The 17,980-nt window shown below is 49.0% G+C and carries 15 protein-coding genes; 10 read left to right on the top strand and 5 right to left on the bottom strand.

Annotated elements, in window-relative coordinates; genetic code table 11:
* Positions 1–122: 122 nt before the first annotated feature.
* Complete coding sequence (locus BIT28_RS15760) at positions 123–1,544, top strand: anaerobic C4-dicarboxylate transporter (protein ID WP_075765369.1); 1,422 nt, start codon at positions 123–125, stop codon at positions 1,542–1,544.
* Positions 1,545–2,117: 573 nt separating this feature from the next.
* Here the strand turns inward: BIT28_RS15760 and BIT28_RS15755 are convergent.
* Positions 2,118–2,552, bottom strand: coding sequence for a phosphate-starvation-inducible protein PsiE (locus BIT28_RS15755; protein ID WP_075765367.1), 435 nt, complete (start codon positions 2,550–2,552; stop codon positions 2,118–2,120).
* A 373-nt stretch (positions 2,553–2,925) separates the two neighbouring features.
* On the opposite strand from BIT28_RS15755, the gene BIT28_RS15750 reads away from it, so the two are divergent.
* From BIT28_RS15750 to BIT28_RS15720, 7 genes are all read left to right on the top strand, one after another.
* Positions 2,926–4,947: a hypothetical protein gene (locus BIT28_RS15750; RefSeq protein WP_075765365.1), complete on the top strand. Its 2,022-nt coding sequence runs from the start codon at positions 2,926–2,928 to the stop codon at positions 4,945–4,947.
* A 131-nt stretch (positions 4,948–5,078) separates the two neighbouring features.
* Complete coding sequence (locus BIT28_RS15745; protein WP_075765363.1) at positions 5,079–5,564, top strand: hypothetical protein; 486 nt, start codon at positions 5,079–5,081, stop codon at positions 5,562–5,564.
* 48 nt (positions 5,565–5,612) lie between these two features.
* Positions 5,613–6,431, top strand: coding sequence for an FTR1 family iron permease (locus BIT28_RS15740; protein WP_075765361.1), 819 nt, complete (start codon positions 5,613–5,615; stop codon positions 6,429–6,431).
* A gap of 2 nt (positions 6,432–6,433) precedes the next feature.
* Positions 6,434–7,849 (top strand): NAD(P)/FAD-dependent oxidoreductase, encoded by a 1,416-nt coding sequence (locus BIT28_RS15735; RefSeq protein ID WP_245823709.1) that lies wholly within the window; start codon positions 6,434–6,436, stop codon positions 7,847–7,849.
* 25 nt (positions 7,850–7,874) lie between these two features.
* Entirely contained in the window at positions 7,875–8,462 is a 588-nt protein-coding gene (locus BIT28_RS15730) for a hypothetical protein (protein ID WP_075765357.1), read from the top strand.
* Positions 8,463–8,509: 47 nt separating this feature from the next.
* Positions 8,510–9,928 (top strand): hypothetical protein, encoded by a 1,419-nt coding sequence (locus BIT28_RS15725; RefSeq protein ID WP_245823708.1) that lies wholly within the window; start codon positions 8,510–8,512, stop codon positions 9,926–9,928.
* An 86-nt stretch (positions 9,929–10,014) separates the two neighbouring features.
* The gene (locus BIT28_RS15720) at positions 10,015–12,888 is read left to right on the top strand and encodes a cytochrome D1 domain-containing protein (protein WP_245823715.1); all 2,874 of its coding nucleotides are present in this window, start codon (positions 10,015–10,017) and stop codon (positions 12,886–12,888) included.
* Between the two features lie 60 nt (positions 12,889–12,948).
* On the opposite strand, the gene cobO is transcribed toward BIT28_RS15720, so the two are convergent.
* The 3 genes from cobO to cobT are packed head-to-tail and all read right to left on the bottom strand — an operon-like array spanning position 12,949 to position 15,489.
* Positions 12,949–13,554: a cob(I)yrinic acid a,c-diamide adenosyltransferase gene (gene cobO, locus BIT28_RS15715; protein WP_075765353.1), complete on the bottom strand. Its 606-nt coding sequence runs from the start codon at positions 13,552–13,554 to the stop codon at positions 12,949–12,951.
* A 46-nt stretch (positions 13,555–13,600) separates the two neighbouring features.
* Positions 13,601–14,413, bottom strand: coding sequence for an adenosylcobinamide-GDP ribazoletransferase (locus BIT28_RS15710; protein ID WP_075765418.1), 813 nt, complete (start codon positions 14,411–14,413; stop codon positions 13,601–13,603).
* A gap of 47 nt (positions 14,414–14,460) precedes the next feature.
* Complete coding sequence (cobT, locus tag BIT28_RS15705) at positions 14,461–15,489, bottom strand: nicotinate-nucleotide--dimethylbenzimidazole phosphoribosyltransferase (RefSeq protein ID WP_075765416.1); 1,029 nt, start codon at positions 15,487–15,489, stop codon at positions 14,461–14,463.
* A gap of 226 nt (positions 15,490–15,715) precedes the next feature.
* Between cobT and BIT28_RS15700 the strand changes: the two genes are divergently transcribed.
* Positions 15,716–16,414 (top strand): DUF3313 family protein, encoded by a 699-nt coding sequence (locus BIT28_RS15700; protein ID WP_075765414.1) that lies wholly within the window; start codon positions 15,716–15,718, stop codon positions 16,412–16,414.
* A gap of 18 nt (positions 16,415–16,432) precedes the next feature.
* Here BIT28_RS15700 and BIT28_RS15695 read toward each other — a convergent pair whose 3' ends face one another.
* The gene (locus BIT28_RS15695; protein ID WP_075765351.1) at positions 16,433–17,344 is read right to left on the bottom strand and encodes a D-alanine--D-alanine ligase; all 912 of its coding nucleotides are present in this window, start codon (positions 17,342–17,344) and stop codon (positions 16,433–16,435) included.
* Positions 17,345–17,468: 124 nt separating this feature from the next.
* Between BIT28_RS15695 and BIT28_RS15690 the strand changes: the two genes are divergently transcribed.
* Complete coding sequence (locus BIT28_RS15690; protein ID WP_075765349.1) at positions 17,469–17,930, top strand: low molecular weight protein-tyrosine-phosphatase; 462 nt, start codon at positions 17,469–17,471, stop codon at positions 17,928–17,930.
* The last annotated feature ends 50 nt before the right edge of the window (positions 17,931–17,980 follow it).

Raw genomic sequence — 17,980 nt, 5'->3', positions numbered from 1 at the left:
CGGCTGCATGGTTGTTGGCTTCATAATTTATTAATCAAGATTGCTACCAGTTCAAAAAGCCTAACCTGGTATCCCAGCGATCTTATTTAAAAGACAAATTACTCTATATTTAAGGAAAAAATATGTTCTTTGTTCACATGATGTTGTTGCTCGCCGTTATTTTTATCGGTATCCGGTACGGAGGCATCGCTTTTGGTCTTCTCGGTGGATTAGGCGTATCTATTCTATCGTTTGTATTTGGTATTGCGCCGGGTAAACCTCCAATCGGTGTTATGCTGATTATCCTTGCTGTGGTTGCTGCTTCGGCGACACTAGAAGCGACCGGAGGATTGAAGCTATTAGTTAATTACGCAGAAAAACTGTTAAGAAAACACCCTTCGAAAATAGTTTTTCTCGGGCCTCTTTGTACCTACTGCCTAACCGTTATGGTCGGAACAGGCCACTCTGTTTACCCTTTGCTACCAGTAATTTATGATGTGAGTATCAAACGAGGAATTCGTCCCGAAAGGCCGATGGCAATATCGACTGTTGCGTCTCAAATGGGTATTACGGCAAGTCCAATTGCAGCAGCTGCGGCAGTGGTAATGGCAACAGCAGCCACAAACAATCTGGACATCTCGTTGGGCCAAGTGCTTATGGTAACCATCCCAGCTACGCTTACAGGTGTATTGATTGCAGCAACTTGGAGTCTTAAACGCGGTAAAGAGCTGCAGCATGACCAAGAGTTTTTGCAACGATGTGAAGACCCTCAGTTTAAAGCACAACTAATTGATAAGTCAGAAACACCTAACACTCAGAATGCTCCGGAAAATGATAAAAAAGCGAAGATGGGCTTAAGTGTCTTCTTACTTGGTATTTTAGTCGTAATCTGCGTGGCAATGTTCGGTAAAGATATTGGTTTACTTCCGGACGGTGTTAAAACATCTACAGCTCTCCAGTTCCTGATGTTGTCAGTTGGTGCAATCATTCTGTTAACGACCAACGTTGATCCAAAAAAGATTGTCAAAACAAATGTTTTTGTAGCCGGTATGAGTGCGGTCATTATCATCTTTGGTATCGCATGGATGAGTGACACAATAATATCTTTCAATAAACCCTACATCATAAGTCTTGTTGAAGATGTTGTTAAGACACACCCTTGGACCTTTGCTATTGCAATGTATGTTTCTTCGGTATTTTTGAAGAGCCAAGCCGCAGTTCTTACTATCATGTTACCACTTGGTTTTGCGTTGGGTATTCCGGCTGAAGTACTAATCGGTGTGCTTCCAGCTTGTTATGCCTATTATTTCTTCCCATTCTACCCATCAGATCTTGCTGCAATTACTTTCGACCGCTCGGGAACAACCAAAATAGGCAAGTATGTTCTGAACCACAGTTTCTTGATCCCTGGTTTCATTGGTGTGTTTACTGCTACTTGTATTGGATACGCACTATCAGTAGGTATATTGCCGATTTGGCTATGGGGACTGGGGCTTTGTATCCTTGCATTCGTGGTGAATTCATACATGAACCGCATTAAGCATGAAGAATTCTCCATTGCATAAGAGTTGCCACTAGGAATAAATAAGAAACGTAAACCGTTACAAAAGGGCACAGGCAGCCAGACCTACTGAGTTCGGGGGAACAAAGCGTATTTCAGCGAACCGGAAGCCTGTGCCAATCACTTCGTAATCGGTGTCGTCTCAGCATGTGCTATTGGCTATACCCTTGCGCAAGTAATTGTATAGAAACAGTAAAAAATGATATTTTCAATGCCAGTCGGGTTGATCCGGTTGGCATTTTTTTGTTGTTATAATCTGAATTTGTATTCTGTTTTGACATACTGTTCTTGTTTCTTTTCTTAATAGTGAAGAAAAAGCCATATACTTCAGTATTTTATACTAAGCTTAGTGATGTTGGTTGAATGTTCTCTGTTGCATTGTAGGGGGAGCGTGTGGAAAGAAAAGTCGACTTCGAAAAACTAAGAGAAAAAATGCATGAAAGGGCAGTGGAGCGGGCGCTTAACTATTATAAAAAGAAGCTGCAGAAAAACGTGAGGCAATGATCGTGTACGAACAAATAAAGGGAGCCGCAGCTCCCTTTATTTTATTCTTTGTTAGTGTTGCCTTTCTGTATACCTAGTCTTCTGATTGTGTCTTCGTCGGATCAGTAACGCGCTCATACGGCCAGTAGTGATGGCCGATGCGGATCATCAGAGTGGCAGCCGCCAGAATAAAGGCAGCCAGTGCCAGCCAGACGACAAATATCCCATCCAGTTCTTTCATTCCTAGCGTGATGTATCGCGCAATGGCCATTATCGCTATGTAAATTGGATAGCGCACCGGAATCTTACCGTTGGCTACAAATTGCTGAACCATAGCCAGTACTTCTAGGTAAATGAACATCAGCAAGATGTCGGTCAATAGGATTTCTTTATTCACATAGACATGAACAAACTCTGTCGCCATGGCAACGATTGTCGCCAGGGTGATGGCTACGAGCAAAATGGCTTCGAGGATGTGAAACAATTTTAAAAACGGGCCACTAAAGCCTTTGGGTAGATGTGAAGGCATTTAATTTCTCTTATGAGCAAGCTAGTTATGGTTATTATCAATATGTCCATTATATAGGTGTATTTTGCATTACAAAGAGAATACGGTGAAAGAATGCTGATTAGTTGCACACTGTGTCAGAGACAGGGTGCTTTGGCTTCTTATTTCTTCCGCATCACAAGCTATAACCTTTGAGAATCAGTAATATGCATGCGGATTTATAACATGCATCTCAAATATTGATTTTGATCAATAATAAAAATGATAATGACTCTCACTTCCTTGATTTACATTCTGAAACATATAGAATGCAAATCGTTCTCGTTTTATGTCCTGTCGGAATAGGTTTGCAAGTTCAATTTGTTGCAAATAAATAGAATAAAAAGGAAAAGTAGTGAAGAAGTCAGTTCTTAGCATTGCTATTGCAGCAGCTGTGTTTACAACAGCGGCAAGTGCATCAGCCCAAGTGAAAGTCTTAGATAAAACACATCAACCAGCAGGTAGCTTTTTAGCCTATACCGAGTTTGAGCTGTCGGGAGAACCGCTAGCTGAATCACTCGGTTTGGATCTGGATGTACTTGATCCAAATCTGGCCAATGATCCAACCCCTTTTGATTTTGCTGCTGGTATTGAAAGCTACGAGTATTCTGAAGAAGCTATGTATGCGCTTAACTACCAGTCGACAATGGGGCCGCACCTTGTCAATGGTCCGGTGAACCGTGCGCGTGGTGGTCAGCTGGCCGATCTGGGTAAGCGTGTGATCGAGATGGCTGAAGCCGTTGGTTTTCCTGCCGGCGAAATTCCGCAGAACATGTACCCGATTTCAATTCCTTATGTATCAGGTAATCCTGAGTTCGTACAGAAGCCTGATACAACGACGGTAAACGGTGATGAAGTAGAGATTGTCACCGCCAAAGGTGCCAGCAAAACAGTTCAGACTGTAGTGCCTGCATATTTCCGTGATTACAAAACACTGGCATGGGATGAATCGACTTTCGACAAGTCATTTAATCCGGCAGCAACAGGTGGCATCCTGCTGAAAGAAGTCATGTGGTCGCAAGACTTCCTTGGTGGTATGCACGTTACCGAGACTGACGAAGAAGTTGAAGCAGATTCTGCGACGATGGATCACGACGGCAAGCACAGCCTGGGTGTATCCGCAGCTGATGGTTTCAACGGTATGATGCTGACAGAAATGTCGATTGATAAGCTGCAGATCATGCAGCAGCAGCTTGGTTTTGACGGTAAGAACCTGGGCGCTAAATTCGGCCCGGATTACGATCCGGCCAAAGGCCCTATCTGGTTTGCACATAAAGTGGCGGTGACCGAAGGCACCAACAACGGTGTTAAGTCGATTGCCGGTCTGAAAGTTACAGATAGTGCATCAACACTGCGTGATACCTGGTCGATGCTATGGCCAGTGGCAGAATTCTTTGCCTTCAGTGATCAGCGCACAGCAAACAGTGCCCAGAATCCGGCATTCCTGTCCGTATTTGATGGTGCGCCATTTGCAGCAGCACCTGCAGCTAACATTGATGCGAATGAAAACAATGATGTTGTAGCGGATGATGCGTTCTCTCTGGCGAACAATATCTCCAACCTATTGTTCAAGAACATTGCCGTTCTGCACTACAACAAAGAGCAGGGTACATTTGTTACTGAATACAAAGACGGCAAGCAAGGTAACAAGGTTGATACCTACGATGCCGCTTACTCAATTGTTGCCCTGTCAATTTATCAGCGTGCCAAAGATGCATTGCCAGTGGGTTATGCGTCGGCTGAAGCCAGTGATGTGGATCTGAAGTCAGCGGCAGGTAAAGAAGCGTTGGCAATGATCAAAGGTCAGGCTGATTTCATTATCACGCAGCTAACAGGGAAAGACGGTCTGGTATTTGATGGTGTGACACTGAATACCGTTAACAAGCTAACCAAAGAAAAATCATTGGATGCGCAGTTTGCGGCAATTCGTGGTTTGGTGGCTGCCTACCTTGCAACAGACGATGTGAAATACAAGCAAGCAGCACGTTCTATTTACCTGGCGGTAGAGAAGAACATGTTTGACGAGAGCATCGACACATGGGCAACCGTGCCGGGTAAAGCGACAATCCATACGCCGTATACGGCTGCAGCGATTTCCGGCGGTCTGCGCGAGGCAATTTCTCACCTGAAAAACGAAGAAGGCGAAAACGAACCAGCCCTTGAGCTGACGATGCTGACTGATCGTTATGTGAGCTGGTTCCGCAGCGTTATCAACGGTGGTATGCAGCTTGCCGAGTGGATGGGCGATTCCGGTGAGAACCAAATCAAGGGTAGCAACTCTACCGATACCGATGAAGATGGTGTGCACCAGATCATCGCTGCCGGTGGCAAGTTCGGTACCGCAATGACTATGGCCAATAAGGTCAGCGTCAAGTAACAGGTAACGTATCTTGATACTTATCAGGCAGCGATGTGAAGTCGCTGCCTTTGTCGTTTCGTCAATATTAACTTATTGATATTCAGTTCAATAGCTGCATTCAAGTACTCGTTCATACAAAGGTTGTTGTTATGTCAGTATCCCTAGGTTCGGATCAAAAGTTTGTCGCTAGTGGGTTTAGCCAATGGTGGCAGCGTTTGGCTTACCACCACAAGTGGGCAGAGTCATTGCTGTACGTAATGTTTTTTAGTGGGTTGCTGCTCTGGGATACGGTAGGTGTTGACTGGCAGCTTGCCCGCTGGACCTTGCTGGTTCACATGTTGGTAGGCGCGACACTTTTTACCATCATTGTTGGTGCTTTTTGGGCCGCCCATCGACGCTTGATCACCTCTAGCAACAAGCCTTTTCTGCGTCAGACCGGCACCGTTATAGAGTGGCTGCTTATTGCCTGCTGCCTGAGTGGGTTTTATCTGTTTTTCTATGGCAATCCGGGAAATGCGCTCGGTCTGTTTATTCAGGATGTCCATTTTTACTCATCTTGGCTGCTGGCCCCGCTGGTGTTTCGCCATGCCATGAGATGGAGTGTGCTGAATCTGAATAAGTTTCGTCGCCAATAAGAGCCCAAAAGGCCGTATTACTTTGAATTTATTTATATTGGGGAGCCCATGTTAGCCAGTTTTTTAATTACCCTTCGAGAAGGGTTAGAGGCGTTTTTGCTGGTAGGTATCGCGCTGTCATACCTCGCCAAGCTCAATGCCCGCCACTACAACAAATATATCTACCTGGGCGTGTTTGTCGGTTTAGTACTTTCGCTTGCTGTGGCGGTGGTCTTTCAGGTGGTCGTTGATCAGTTTAGCAACGAGCTGTACCGCAACTATTTGATGGCCGGGATCTTACTGTTTGCTACTGTTGTGTTGACCTATATGGCAATCTGGATGCAAAAACAGGCCAAGAATCAGCTTGCCCAGGTGCAGAGAGAGCTGACGGAGATGGTCAGTACCGGCAACCTGTTCGGCTTGGTGTTTCTTTCGACCCTTGCCGTTCTGCGCGAAGGGTTTGAAACAATTTTGTTCTTTTCTGCCCTGATGTACTCGAACTTTGGTGAGTTCAGTACCCAGGATGCCTTGATCGGCGCAGTGTCCGGGCTGGTGCTGTCCATTGTTCTGGTATGGATGATGCTTAAAAGTACCCGGAACGTGCCACTACGTTCGTTCTTCCGCTGGACAAGTTTACTGATCATCATCATCGCGGCTGGCTTGCTCTCTTCTGCTGTCAATATGCTGCAGGCAGCCCATGTATTGCCTATTGTTCATGCCCAGCTATTTGATATCTCGCATATTCTCGATGATCGTGGCGTCTTCGGCACCTTCCTGCGTGCGCTGTTTGGCTATAACTCGTCGCCGGGTCTATTACAGCTGGTGGTCTGGGGCGGTTATATGCTGACCTTTATCTTTTTCTGGAACCGTGGATATAAGCAGGCATGAGTATGACATCTGAAAAACATATTGCAGTACTCGGCGCAGGACCGGCAGGCCTGATGGCGGCTTGGGAGCTGGTAGAAGCCGGGTATCAGGTCACAATTTTGGATCGTGACGATCATGTCGGCGGGATGTGTGCAACCCAGACCTTCAAGGGACAGCATGGTGAGTACAGGTTTGATTTTGGTGGCCACCGTTTTATTACCAAGAACCCCAAGTTGCTTGCATTTGTTGATGAGCTGATGGGCGATGAGCTGCTTTATGCCCAGCGCAAAAGCGTTATTCGCTATCGGGGCCGGATTTACCAGTATCCGCTGGCGATGCTCGATTTGATCAAAAACGCGCCGCTGCCTTTGTTGGTCGGCGGGGCGATTGATCTTGGCAAGCAGCTATTCAAAACCAAACCGCAGGACCAGTCGACAGTGAGTTTCGCTGAATGGATTGAAAGCCGGTTCGGTACAACCTTGTACAAGCATTTCTTTGAAGGATATACCGCCAAGTTGTGGGGAATCGATCCGGCATTTTTGTCGGGGGACTGGGCGTCACAGCGGATCAGCCTGATGGATCTGAAAGATGTGGCCCGCCGACTTCTGCCGGGGCGTCGTTCGTCGGTGCGCACCTATGCTCGCCAGTATCGTTATCCCAAGTGGGGCTTTGGTCAGCTTTATACCCGGTTGGCGGAAGAGCTGGAAAAGAAGGGCGTGAAAATTGTTCTGAATAGCGATGTCTGCGGATTAGCCTTTGATGCCAATAACCGAATTCAAGCGGTTGAATACCGGCATCAGGGTGAGGTTAACACGCTCAGCTGTGATGAAGTGATATCGACCTTGCCATTGCCGTTGATGTGCCAGCTAACCGGTTTTGACAGCGGCTTGGAGTTCAGGTCATTGCGCTTTATGAACATGCCAATGGAGACCGAGAATATTTCTGATAACACCTGGCAGTACCTTTCTGATCCTGAAATTTTGGGGACACGCCTGCAAGAGCCTAAACGTCGCTCGTCCTATATGGCTCCGGAAGGACGCTCATCAGTGATGATCGAAATTCCGTGCAATAAAGGTGATGAGGTATGGACGATGGAGGGCGACAGTCTCCAGCAGCGAGTCTTCCGCGATCTTGAGTCACTCGGTGTCGATTCAAAGCTGGCAACAGGTGAGTATTTTACGTCTTATACCGAGCACGCTTATCCGCTGATGGATATGACCTATCAGGCCAAGCGGGAAAAAGCGATTGCCCACTTGTCGCAGTTCGACAATCTGATCATGACTGGCCGCCAGGGGACCTTCAGATACATCTTCACCGATACTGCCATGGAAATGGGAATGATGGCGGCGCAATCCATTATTGATGGTAAGGACCGTCGCCGCGAGATATTCGACTTTCGTAACGAGAAAACCGTGATTGAAGTTCAGAGCGTGGCTTAACGCGAGTTGCTGTAGGGAGAACAAGATGAAACTGACCAACTTTACATGTGTATTGCGTACTTGCCTCGTTGTGTTGCTGGGGCTGGTTGTCAGCACATCAAGCCATGCGTACTCCTATGCCGCGGCAGGGAAGGAGCCCGTTATTGATGGGCGCGAGGCGATTATGCAGGCGCTGGCAGTTGATGACTTTGCTGCCGCAAAAGTGGCTGTTGACGGTTTGCATGAAGAATTTACCTATCTGCTGAATGAGCATCAGGTCGATCTGCAAACGCCGATGGCACTGGCGCTGGCCGAAAAAGATGCTGCCAAGGTTGAAGCGGTGATGGATCGCGTCGTAATTGAGGAAATTATCCGCCGACTGGACGGTGCTGAGAAGAACCTGGGGGATTATCAGGTCGCCAAGGTGCTGGTGGTAAAGAGCAAGTTGTTTCTCGATTTGATCATGCCAAAGCTTGATGAAGCCAATAGACAGCAGGCGACAACAGCGATTCAGGGTGTCCTCCAGGCGATTGGTAACCCGGGTGTTTTTGGTGTCGGTCAGGCACCTGCCGATCCTGCTGCCTTTGAACAGCAGCGAGAGTTGCTCATCGGGGCAATCGGCCAGTTGAAATAGTGATGAATGCGCCGGCACCTGTGGGCGATTAACTGAATACCAAGACTATGGTTGACCGAACGAATCGAGTGGTACCTTCATTAGGGGCTAATAAGCTCACTTTCATCACGCTGATTGCACTGGTATGCATTGGGTGGTGGCTGTGGATTGGCCGATTTCCTCTGGAGCTCACCAGTGATGATGCGCTTAACTTCTCACGAGGGGTTGAGCGCTTTTCGGTGCTGGAGTTCAGCCCGCATTTTCCGGGCTACCCCGCCTTTATCGGCTTGTCTCGATTGGCTGCAATCTGGGCTGAACCCGCAACCGCGCCAGTTTGGATTTCACTGTTATCGGCATTGCTGATCCCGCTTTTGATTGCCAGGTTGGTGTACCTGTTATCGGGATCTATGTCAGCCGCACTACTGGGAGTTGTGTTGGCTTATATGCAGCCGTTGCTGGCCTCGATAGCGCTTAGCGGACTGTCGGATTCAGCGGCGATGGTGCTGTTTATGTTGGCGCTGATTGCAGCGCTTCAGCAAAAAAATATCATGACCGGGCTCTGGATTGGGCTGATGCTTGCCACTCGGCCATCTTACTTTCCGTTGGCACTCGGCATGCTCATGTTTCCGTTGTGGGGCGACTATATCGGCTCAAAACTGCGTGCGTACGGGCAGGCGGGCATGGCGATAACGGTGGTAGGGATACTTAGCCTGGGATTCATCTGGCTCCATGATGGTAGTGCTTATTTCGAGGAAGGGATACGTTTTACCCAGGGACATTTTGCAATCTGGGGTAATACCGTTGAGGGGGACAGCGCCAGCATATGGCAATGGACTCTGGCGTTGATGAAAGGGTTTGGCTGGTTTGGAGTGTTAGTTGTGATTGGCTCGCTATTACATGCCGTGGCTGGGTTCATCACCAAACCAGTCAAGGTTGACTGTCAAAAGCAGATGGCCCTGATAGCGGCAATCGTCAGCTTGTATTGGCTATGGATAACGGTTGGTCAAAACCCGGACAACTTACGTCACTGGGCACCGGTGCTGTTCCTGTTTTTAGTGGTGTTTCCCGTACAGCTGAGTAGGTTACGAAAAGAAGCATTAATCAGTGCTCGAAGCGTGCCAGTGGCGGGAATCATCGCTAGTGGCGCGGTTATCTATTGCTTGATTAGCGGGTATCAAAGTGTATATAACGCCCCGTTGCAGGCACCGGTTCAGCAGGCAATGGGCTGGATCAAGCTCAACCCTCAAGTCAGGGTTGTCGGCTCCAACTACAGTGTGAATCTGTTACGTGAGCAACTTGGCAGTCATGCCATCTATGACATGTATTACCCCAGCAGCAAGCTAGCACTGGCCAATGCCGCCAAGCGTACTCCGCAAAGTGCCTGGCGGATATCGGGAACTCGATTGCCCCGACAACAGCTGATTGCCGAATTCAGACCGCGGTTTATCGGGGAAAGGCGTCTCTATTTATATCAAATTAGCCAGTGATCCCGGTTACTGGCTGGAAGTAGTGAGTGTAAAGGCGAATGAAGTTAATAAGTATATACAAGCCTGCGAAGCAACTAATTGTGCTGATGTTAGTGTTGCTCAGCCAGTCGGCAGGAGCAATCGAGAAAAGTAGCTCGATAGTGTTTAATTTGGATAAGAGCCAGATTATCAGTGCTAACTTTGATGCAGGGAGCGTCAGTATTCTGGCCCGTGAAGACGGCAAATTACTTGCCGAGTCGACTATTGGTCGGGATATCCGCCGTATAGCCCTGACTGATAACGGCAAGTTGTTGCTGGCGACAGATTATTTGAATGATCAGGTTGTGTTGCTTGATGCCAAGACGCTTGAAACCAAGCAGGTGACGTCTGTGCCGTCGCGCCCTTTTGGGGTCGTGTTTGATGCAAGCCATCAGCGTTTTTTCGTCACCAGTTTTGAGCGTGACAAGCTGCTGGCTATCGATACCGAGGGCAATATTACTCTGACAATCGATACGGCATCGACACCTCGAGGGCTGGCGTTGACGGATGATGGCAGGATGCTGGTGACGCATTCTCTCTCAGGCCAGGTTTCTATCTATGATGTGAAGGCTGAGCAGCCAAAGTTACTCAAGGTTGTGCAACTGGCAGATACTGCCGCCGATCCGGCTAAAACGACGCCGCAGGGCAAGCCTCGTCTGCTGGATAATATTGCCATTTCACCTGACGGTCGACAGGCTTGGCTGCCGCATGTGCTTTGGTCGTTTGGTCACGATTTTCAGTTTCAGTCGACGGTGTTTCCGACAGTCTCACTGCTGGATCTGGATCCGGGCAATGAGCATGAGATTGTTGACGAGCGTAAGCAGCTATTTAAGCAAATTAACATTATCGAAAGTGGTAACCGAATTCGTATTGTTTCTAATCCGCACGATGCTGTGTTTACCGATGACGGTAAGAAGATTATTTTTACCCTGGCAGGCTCAGAAGATCTGATGGTGTTTGATCTGTCACGACAGGGCAAGAAGAACAAAAAGCGCCACCGTCGCAAGAAGTTCCAGGGAGGCGTGAAAGCCACCCAGATTTATCGCAATGTCCCGGGAGACAACCCGCGCGGCTTGCTGGTTAGCGGACGCGAGCTCTATGTGCAGAATGCAATGTCGCTGGATATTGCCAAGTTCGATACCGGAGCCGCAGGCCCGTTTGCCAAGGTAAAACTAAAGCAGTCGCACTTTGCTGGCCTGGTATCAGTCGATCCGCTGCCTAAACAGCTGCGACAGGGCAAGACCTTGTTCAATAGTGCCAATATGGCTGATTCGCCTGATTTCCCGATGGCCGGGGATTTCTGGATGAGCTGTAATTCCTGCCATCTCGACGGATTTAATTTTACCAACCGCCAGCTAATGGAAGATGGCAAGAAGGATAGATTCAGTAATGCGCTGACTGGTCATGTCGATGTCCGGAAGATGATTGCCGGTGATCCGGTTGGTGCCTATATTGATATCATCCAGAAAACTCAAGGTGGCATGGGCGGAGACCCGCGTGAAGAGTCACTGCCGCCAGTGAGCGTCGAGAATCCACCGCTCGAGGCAGCCAAGATGATGTCGGCCCTGAATGAATATGTTCGTGCGCCGGAAAACTTACCTTATCTGTCAACCTGGCTGCGGCTGGATGATGACAAGCGTTATACCCACCCGGACGAGTGGATTAACTCGGCCGAGTGCTCTGACTGTCACACCACGATTTATGATCAATGGGCCGATTCTAACCATGGTATGAATATGGACCACCCGTACTACCGTTTTCATGAGGATTTTGCCGCGAAAACGGAAGGTGAGGAGTTCCGTGTATTGTGCCGTGGCTGTCACGCACCGCAAATGGTGATCAACGGTGACAAAGGACCGATGACAGACTTTGGCGATATGTGGGAAAAAGGCGGCGTGTCGCTCAAGGAGGCGTTTGCTCACGGCAAGTCAGTCAGTGAGCGCGGAACAGGCTGTGTCTTCTGCCACCGGGTGACCAAGGCTGAAAATGCCGGCGGTAACACGGACATGACGGTGAATATCAAAGACCGTGATAGCTATGTGTTTGAGGACGCCAAAAACAGCATGCTGAAGTGGCTGTCTGAAAAGCAAATCAATGCCATGCCTGAGCAGCACAAGGCGTCGTACTCCAATCCTGAGCTCTATCAAAGCTCGCTCTATTGTGCGACCTGTCATAATGAGTTCACGACAGGGCAGGGAGCGAATATCAACGACAACTTTGGTGAGTGGCTGGCCTCTCCGTTTAATGCACCGAATGATCCGAAGCAGCATAAAACCTGTATCGATTGCCATATGACTCAGGATGTTACTGACTTTGATAATAAAGTGGGTGGTCAGTCGACTAATGATGGTCCGATGAAGTCGAATCTGCGCTCGCACCACTTGGTGGGTGGCAACTACTTCTTTACCGGTATGCGTAACGCTGAGCACAAGAAGATGAGTATCGACATATTGAAAACGGCACTGAGCCTGGAAGTTGAAAAACAGGGCAACTTGCTGACAGCCAGGATCACCAATGTAAACTCAGGCCACGATATGCCGGGTGGTGCCCGCCGCCAGGTTTGGGTGGAAGTGATTGCGACTGATGCCAATGGCCAGAAAGTTTATACCAGCGGGGTGATGAAAGACGGCGTTATTCCTAATGATGCCCGTAAGTTTGTCAAAGTGGGGGTCGACAAGGATGGCAAGCCGGTTGGCCTTCGCTTCTGGCGTTATGTGAAGATAGGGAAGGATACCCGGATAAAGTCAGGTGAAACCCGTAATGAAGTGTTTGAGCTGCCGAAGGATGCCAAGTATCCGATTACGGTCTCTACGCGCGTGCTGTACCAGGTGTTTGCCAAGGCGCTGACTGAGAAAGTTCGCAATGCCTATCCGCAGGAGAACATTCCGGATCCGGAAGTGATTGAGCTGCAGAAAGTTGTGAAAACATTCGCATCTTATTAGCCGTAAAACAAAAGCCGGTGCAGGTGATACATATCACCCGCACCGGCTATTATACCCAAGCTACCAGTCAACCCCTTTGCGGGCTTTGATGCCGCTTTCGAATGCATGCTTGACGTTACGCACTTCGGATACGGTATCGGCCAGTTCAACCAGGCTGCGGTGAGCGCCTCTACCGGTAACGACCACAGATTGCATTGCCGGACGGCTGCTAATCGCTGCTATCACTTCATCCAGCTCGATGTAACCGTAGGTAACCATGTAGGTCAGTTCATCCAGCAACACCACATCATAACTGCTGTCAGCCAGCATTTTTTTACATTCTGCCCAGGTTTCCAGTGCCGCAGCCGTGTCGGCTTCCTTGTTTTGGGTTTCCCAGGTGAATCCGGTCGCCATGACGGCAAAGTTTACCCCGTGCGATTCAAGCAAGTTTCTCTCGCCGCAATCCCAGGTCCCCTTGATAAACTGACCAACGCCGCACTTCTGACCATGTCCGACAGCGCGGGCAATGGTGCCAAAGCCTGAGGTGGTTTTCCCTTTACCGTTGCCGGTGATGATCAGGAAAAGCCCTTTTTCTTCCTGGGCGGCCTCAACACGTGCATCGACTTCGTCTTTGACTTTCTGCTGGCGTGCTTTGTATCTTTCGTCCTTATTGGTTTGATCAACCATAGGGCTCCCTTAATTCGATATGTCTGTGTGATTATTATTGTTAATTCTAGAGCAGGGCGAGTAGCGTCATGTACCCGGCAAGCTCAGTGATCTGCTGTGCGGCTCCCAGACAGTCACCGGTGTAGCCGCCTAGTTGCTGTTCAAACCACTTGCCGCAAAGGAAGCGAGTGGCGGCCAGAACCAACACGACAATGAGCGCAGTGTTCAGTGGCAGTAACAGTAATATAATCAATCCTGTCGCAATTAAAACCCACAAATCTTGTTGGCTTTGCTCGTTGGCCAGTGGCTTTACCTTGCTGTTTTGATCTTCCCTGACATAAGGGTAGGAAAAAATCAGGCTGGCAGCGCAGATTCGGCTGAGGGTGTTCATCACAATCAGCATCAAAGCAGGTAAGTATAGGGAAAATTCGGCAATGGCCGTGAGTGTGACCCATTTCATTCCGAGTGCCATCACCAGGGCGGTCGCGCCATAAGTACCGAGCCGGGAATCCTTCATGATTTCCAGCTTGTTTACTGGCTCCCAGCCGCCACCAAACCCGTCGAATACATCAGCCAGTCCGTCTTCATGGAATGCACCTGTAACGAGCAAGCTGCAGATCATTGCCAGGGCAACTGCGAGGGCTGGCGGAAACAGGGTGGCGGCCATCAGGTAGATGGCTGCGCTGATGATACCGACAATAATCCCCACCACCCCGAAGTAGCGATTCGCTTGGTTGAGGCGTTGGGCGGAGTAGGGCGTATCAGCCGGAATGGGGATCCGGGTAAAAAAGGCCAACGCAATCAGAAAGATTTGCCACTGCTGCTTTAGCGCTGATTGAAAACCCGTGCTCTCGACACATTCACCAGCCTGATTGTTGATCCTGGCCTGGTTGTCGATACATGAGGATGAATTATCGTCCGGGGTGCTCACACGGTCACTCCCGCTTCGCTGAAGCTGGCCATATTGTTGTAGAACTCGCAGGCAGAACGGATCATCGGTAGAGCCAGTGCTGCGCCAGTTCCCTCGCCAAGGCGAAGACCCAGATCCAGCAAAGGTTGGGCATTGAGGTGTTGTAGCATTCGCTGATGACCGGATTCTTCAGAACAGTGGCAGTAGATAAAATAGTGGTTAGCCTCGGGGTGCATGGTAGTTGCTAGCATGGCTGCTGCTGTCGAAATGAAGCCGTCAACGAGGACGGTCATTTTCAGTTCGGCTGCCTTCAGCATACCACCGGTGATCTGGGCTATCTCAAACCCTCCAAGGCAGGTCAGGATGGCGAGCGGATCATCCGCGCTTACTTGATGTAAGTCTAGCGCTTGGGTGATCAAGGCTTGCTTACGCTCAAGCTGTTCGTCGGTGATACCTGTACCGCGACCAACACACTCATCGGCAGGTATCTTTAACAGTGCCGCCATGATGGCTGCTGCACTGCTGGTGTTACCAATGCCCATCTCACCGAAACCTACTAGGTTACAGCCTTGCTCGTGTATCTCGGTGACTAAACCGGCGCCTAGCTCTAAACCTTGTTGGGCGGTTTCCCTGGACATAGCCGCTTGCTGGCTGAAATCGGCGGTGCCGTTGCCAAGACGCTGCTTTAATAGCTGGGGATGATCGTCCGCTTCGAGCTTGGTTCCGGCATCAATGACTTTCAGTGTCATATCGCTGGTACGGCAAAAGCAGTTGATGGCAGCGCCGCCGGAAAGAAAGTTCATTACCATCTGTGTTGTCACTTCACTTGGTGCAATGCTCAGCCCGTGCTGGGCAACACCATGATCACCGGCAAAAACCAATAGGTGGGGCTGGGAAACCGAAATCGTATCGCTCTGCTGGATCAGCGCGAGCTGGGCTGCCACGGCTTCTAACTGACCAAGCGCTCCCTGCGGTTTGGTTTTATTATCAATCTTGTCCTGAATTTGTGCCAAGGATGAGGTGTTGGGTGAAGTGATGGTGAACATAAATGCCATTCTCCCTGTTTCTGGCAATAGGCTGTAACGCTGATCGTCGCGTTGGCCGGTAGAGCTGCAATAAGTAGGCTGAAATTTTGCGTCAGGTCTGAACCTAAGGCAATGGCAAAGAGAGAAAAGTTTCGAGTTGTAGCAAAAAAGAGCTATGGGTAAATATGAATCATTAGTAATTAATAGTATGCTGTTCTGTATGTTATCAAATGATATAGAACCAGTGATGAATAAAACAGCTTTGATGATGCTTATTGTAAGTTTGGCCCTTGCCGGTTGTTCAAGTCGCTTACCGACAGAAAGAGAAAGGGAAATGGGGCTGGTCCAAAATAGCGATAAACTTGTCGAGGTAACTTATACCCAGGATGCAACAGGACTGCAGTGGGTATCGCCAGAGCTGGAAATCTCCCAGTACAGCAAGTTACATATCGCTGCCGTTGGCTTGCATCAAAATGCCAAGGCTGTTCATCAGATCCCGGAGCCGGTACTTGAAAGAGTATCTGCTCGTCTGACCAAAGTGCTAAAACAGGAGCTTACTGGAGGTGTTGCGCTGGTTGAGGTACCAGAGGCTCAGGCAGCAACATTGAAAATAATGATAAGTCGTGCAAGCACGGATATGGAAGATCTTCAGATCACCGAGGTACTTCCGTATGGCGCTTTGATCGGTGGGGCGAAAGCTTTGCTGGGCACCCGGGATCGTAATGTCAGAATATTGGTTGAGTCCCAGTTGGTGGATAGCCGGAGTGAGGAGATCCTGGCAGAACGCGTCGGGGTAATTTTAGCCAAGGGCGTGCTGGAAAATGACAGTGTCGAGTTAGAGTATGATCAAATCCGTGAAACGGTTGATAGCTTTACCCAGGATATTGTGCATTTTATCCGACTCACCGCTTATCAGGCCTCGCTTAATGAAACGGAGCAGGGGTAGCCCTGCTCATGTCAGACACTAAGCGCAGCGCAGGATCGCTTCAACAGTGTCGTCGAAGTCGATACCGACTTGTTCGGTCGCCAGAGGAAATACACTTCTCGTGGTCATTCCCGGCGCCGTATTCACTTCAATCGCATAAAAGCGCCCATCTTCATCAGCAATGATGTCAACACGCCCCCAGCCTGATGCGTTGATGGCCTTGAAGGCTGCCAGAGCTAGTGCGCGCATCTGTTCTTCCTGCTCGGCTGTTACCTCTGCTGGGCAGTGGTATTGGGTATCATCGGCCTTGAATTTAGCTTCATGGCTGAAGAAGGAGTGGGAGTGGGTGATTTCGACGCTAGGAAGGACTTGTTGGTCAAGAATCCCTACTGTGAACTCACGCCCGGAAATGTACTGTTCAATCAGTATATTGCTCTCATACATAAAAGCTTCGTCAATGAAGGTGCGCAGCTCTTCGATGTCATGGGCTTTGTTAATGCCAATACTGCATCCCTGAGTGGCAGGTTTGACAACGAGTGGGAAGGTATAATCCTGCAGATAGTCGGTCAGGGAGTCTGACCGGTAGCTTGATTGTTGCAGCCCGAAGAAGCGGGGCGTTGTGATGCCAGAGGCTTGCCACACCTTTTTCGTCATGGCCTTGTCGATGCCAACTGCTGATGCACGGTGATCACTACCGGTATAAGGAATGTTGAGGAGCTGCAGGGCAGCCTGCAACGTACCGTCTTCGCCGTCTCCGCCGTGTAAAGCCAAAAAGGCTTTTTCTATCTTCATACTGGGTAGTGATGTGATATCAAAGCTGTGATCGACGTCGATATCAACCACGTCATAGCCTTTTCGCTTTAAGGCTTGGGATACGGCCTGGCCGGACATGAGTGAGACGTTACGCTCACTTGAAGAACCACCATATAAAACAGCGACTTTTTTTACCACGATGATGTTCCCTCTTGGATAAGATAAGATGAAATGTATAGTGTTTAAATGTTAAGTGAATGCAATTAGTAGCTAAGCAATCATTATTTTATTGCCAGGGAGGATATTATCATTGGAAATTGATATGTCTAATAATACCTACAAGGTACTTGTGGTCTGCATGGGAAATATTTGTCGTTCTCCGTCTGCGGAAGCGGTTCTTCGTGCTAAAGCGGCAGAAAAAGGGGTTGAGTTGGAAGTCGACTCTGCAGGAACAATAGGTTATCACCAGGGAGAGAAGCCTGATCAGCGTGCGCAGGCAGCCGCCGAGGCGAGGGGCTATAGCTTTACGGGGATTCGGGCTCGCCAGGTGAAAGCCAGTGATTTCGAGCAGTTTAACCTTATTCTGGCTGCAGATAAGGCTAACTTAAGAGATTTGCAGGCGATTTGTCCGTCGGAACACCAGACTAAATTGACGTTATTTCTTAGCTATTCATCCGGCGATACCTGTGAAATCCCAGATCCTTATTATGGCGGTCTGAATGGCTTCGAGCATGTTCTGGATTTAATCGAAGAAGCGACAGAGAATCTGCTGGAAAGGATTTAGCCTGTTGCTAAGTTTGGTGGTTAATGCCTAACCGGTATAAAAACGCCCGC

Source organism: Photobacterium proteolyticum, assembly GCF_001939735.1.
In the GTDB taxonomy this organism is placed as follows: domain Bacteria; phylum Pseudomonadota; class Gammaproteobacteria; order Enterobacterales; family Vibrionaceae; genus Photobacterium; species Photobacterium proteolyticum.
This window is presented reverse-complemented; position numbering and strand designations above follow the sequence as displayed.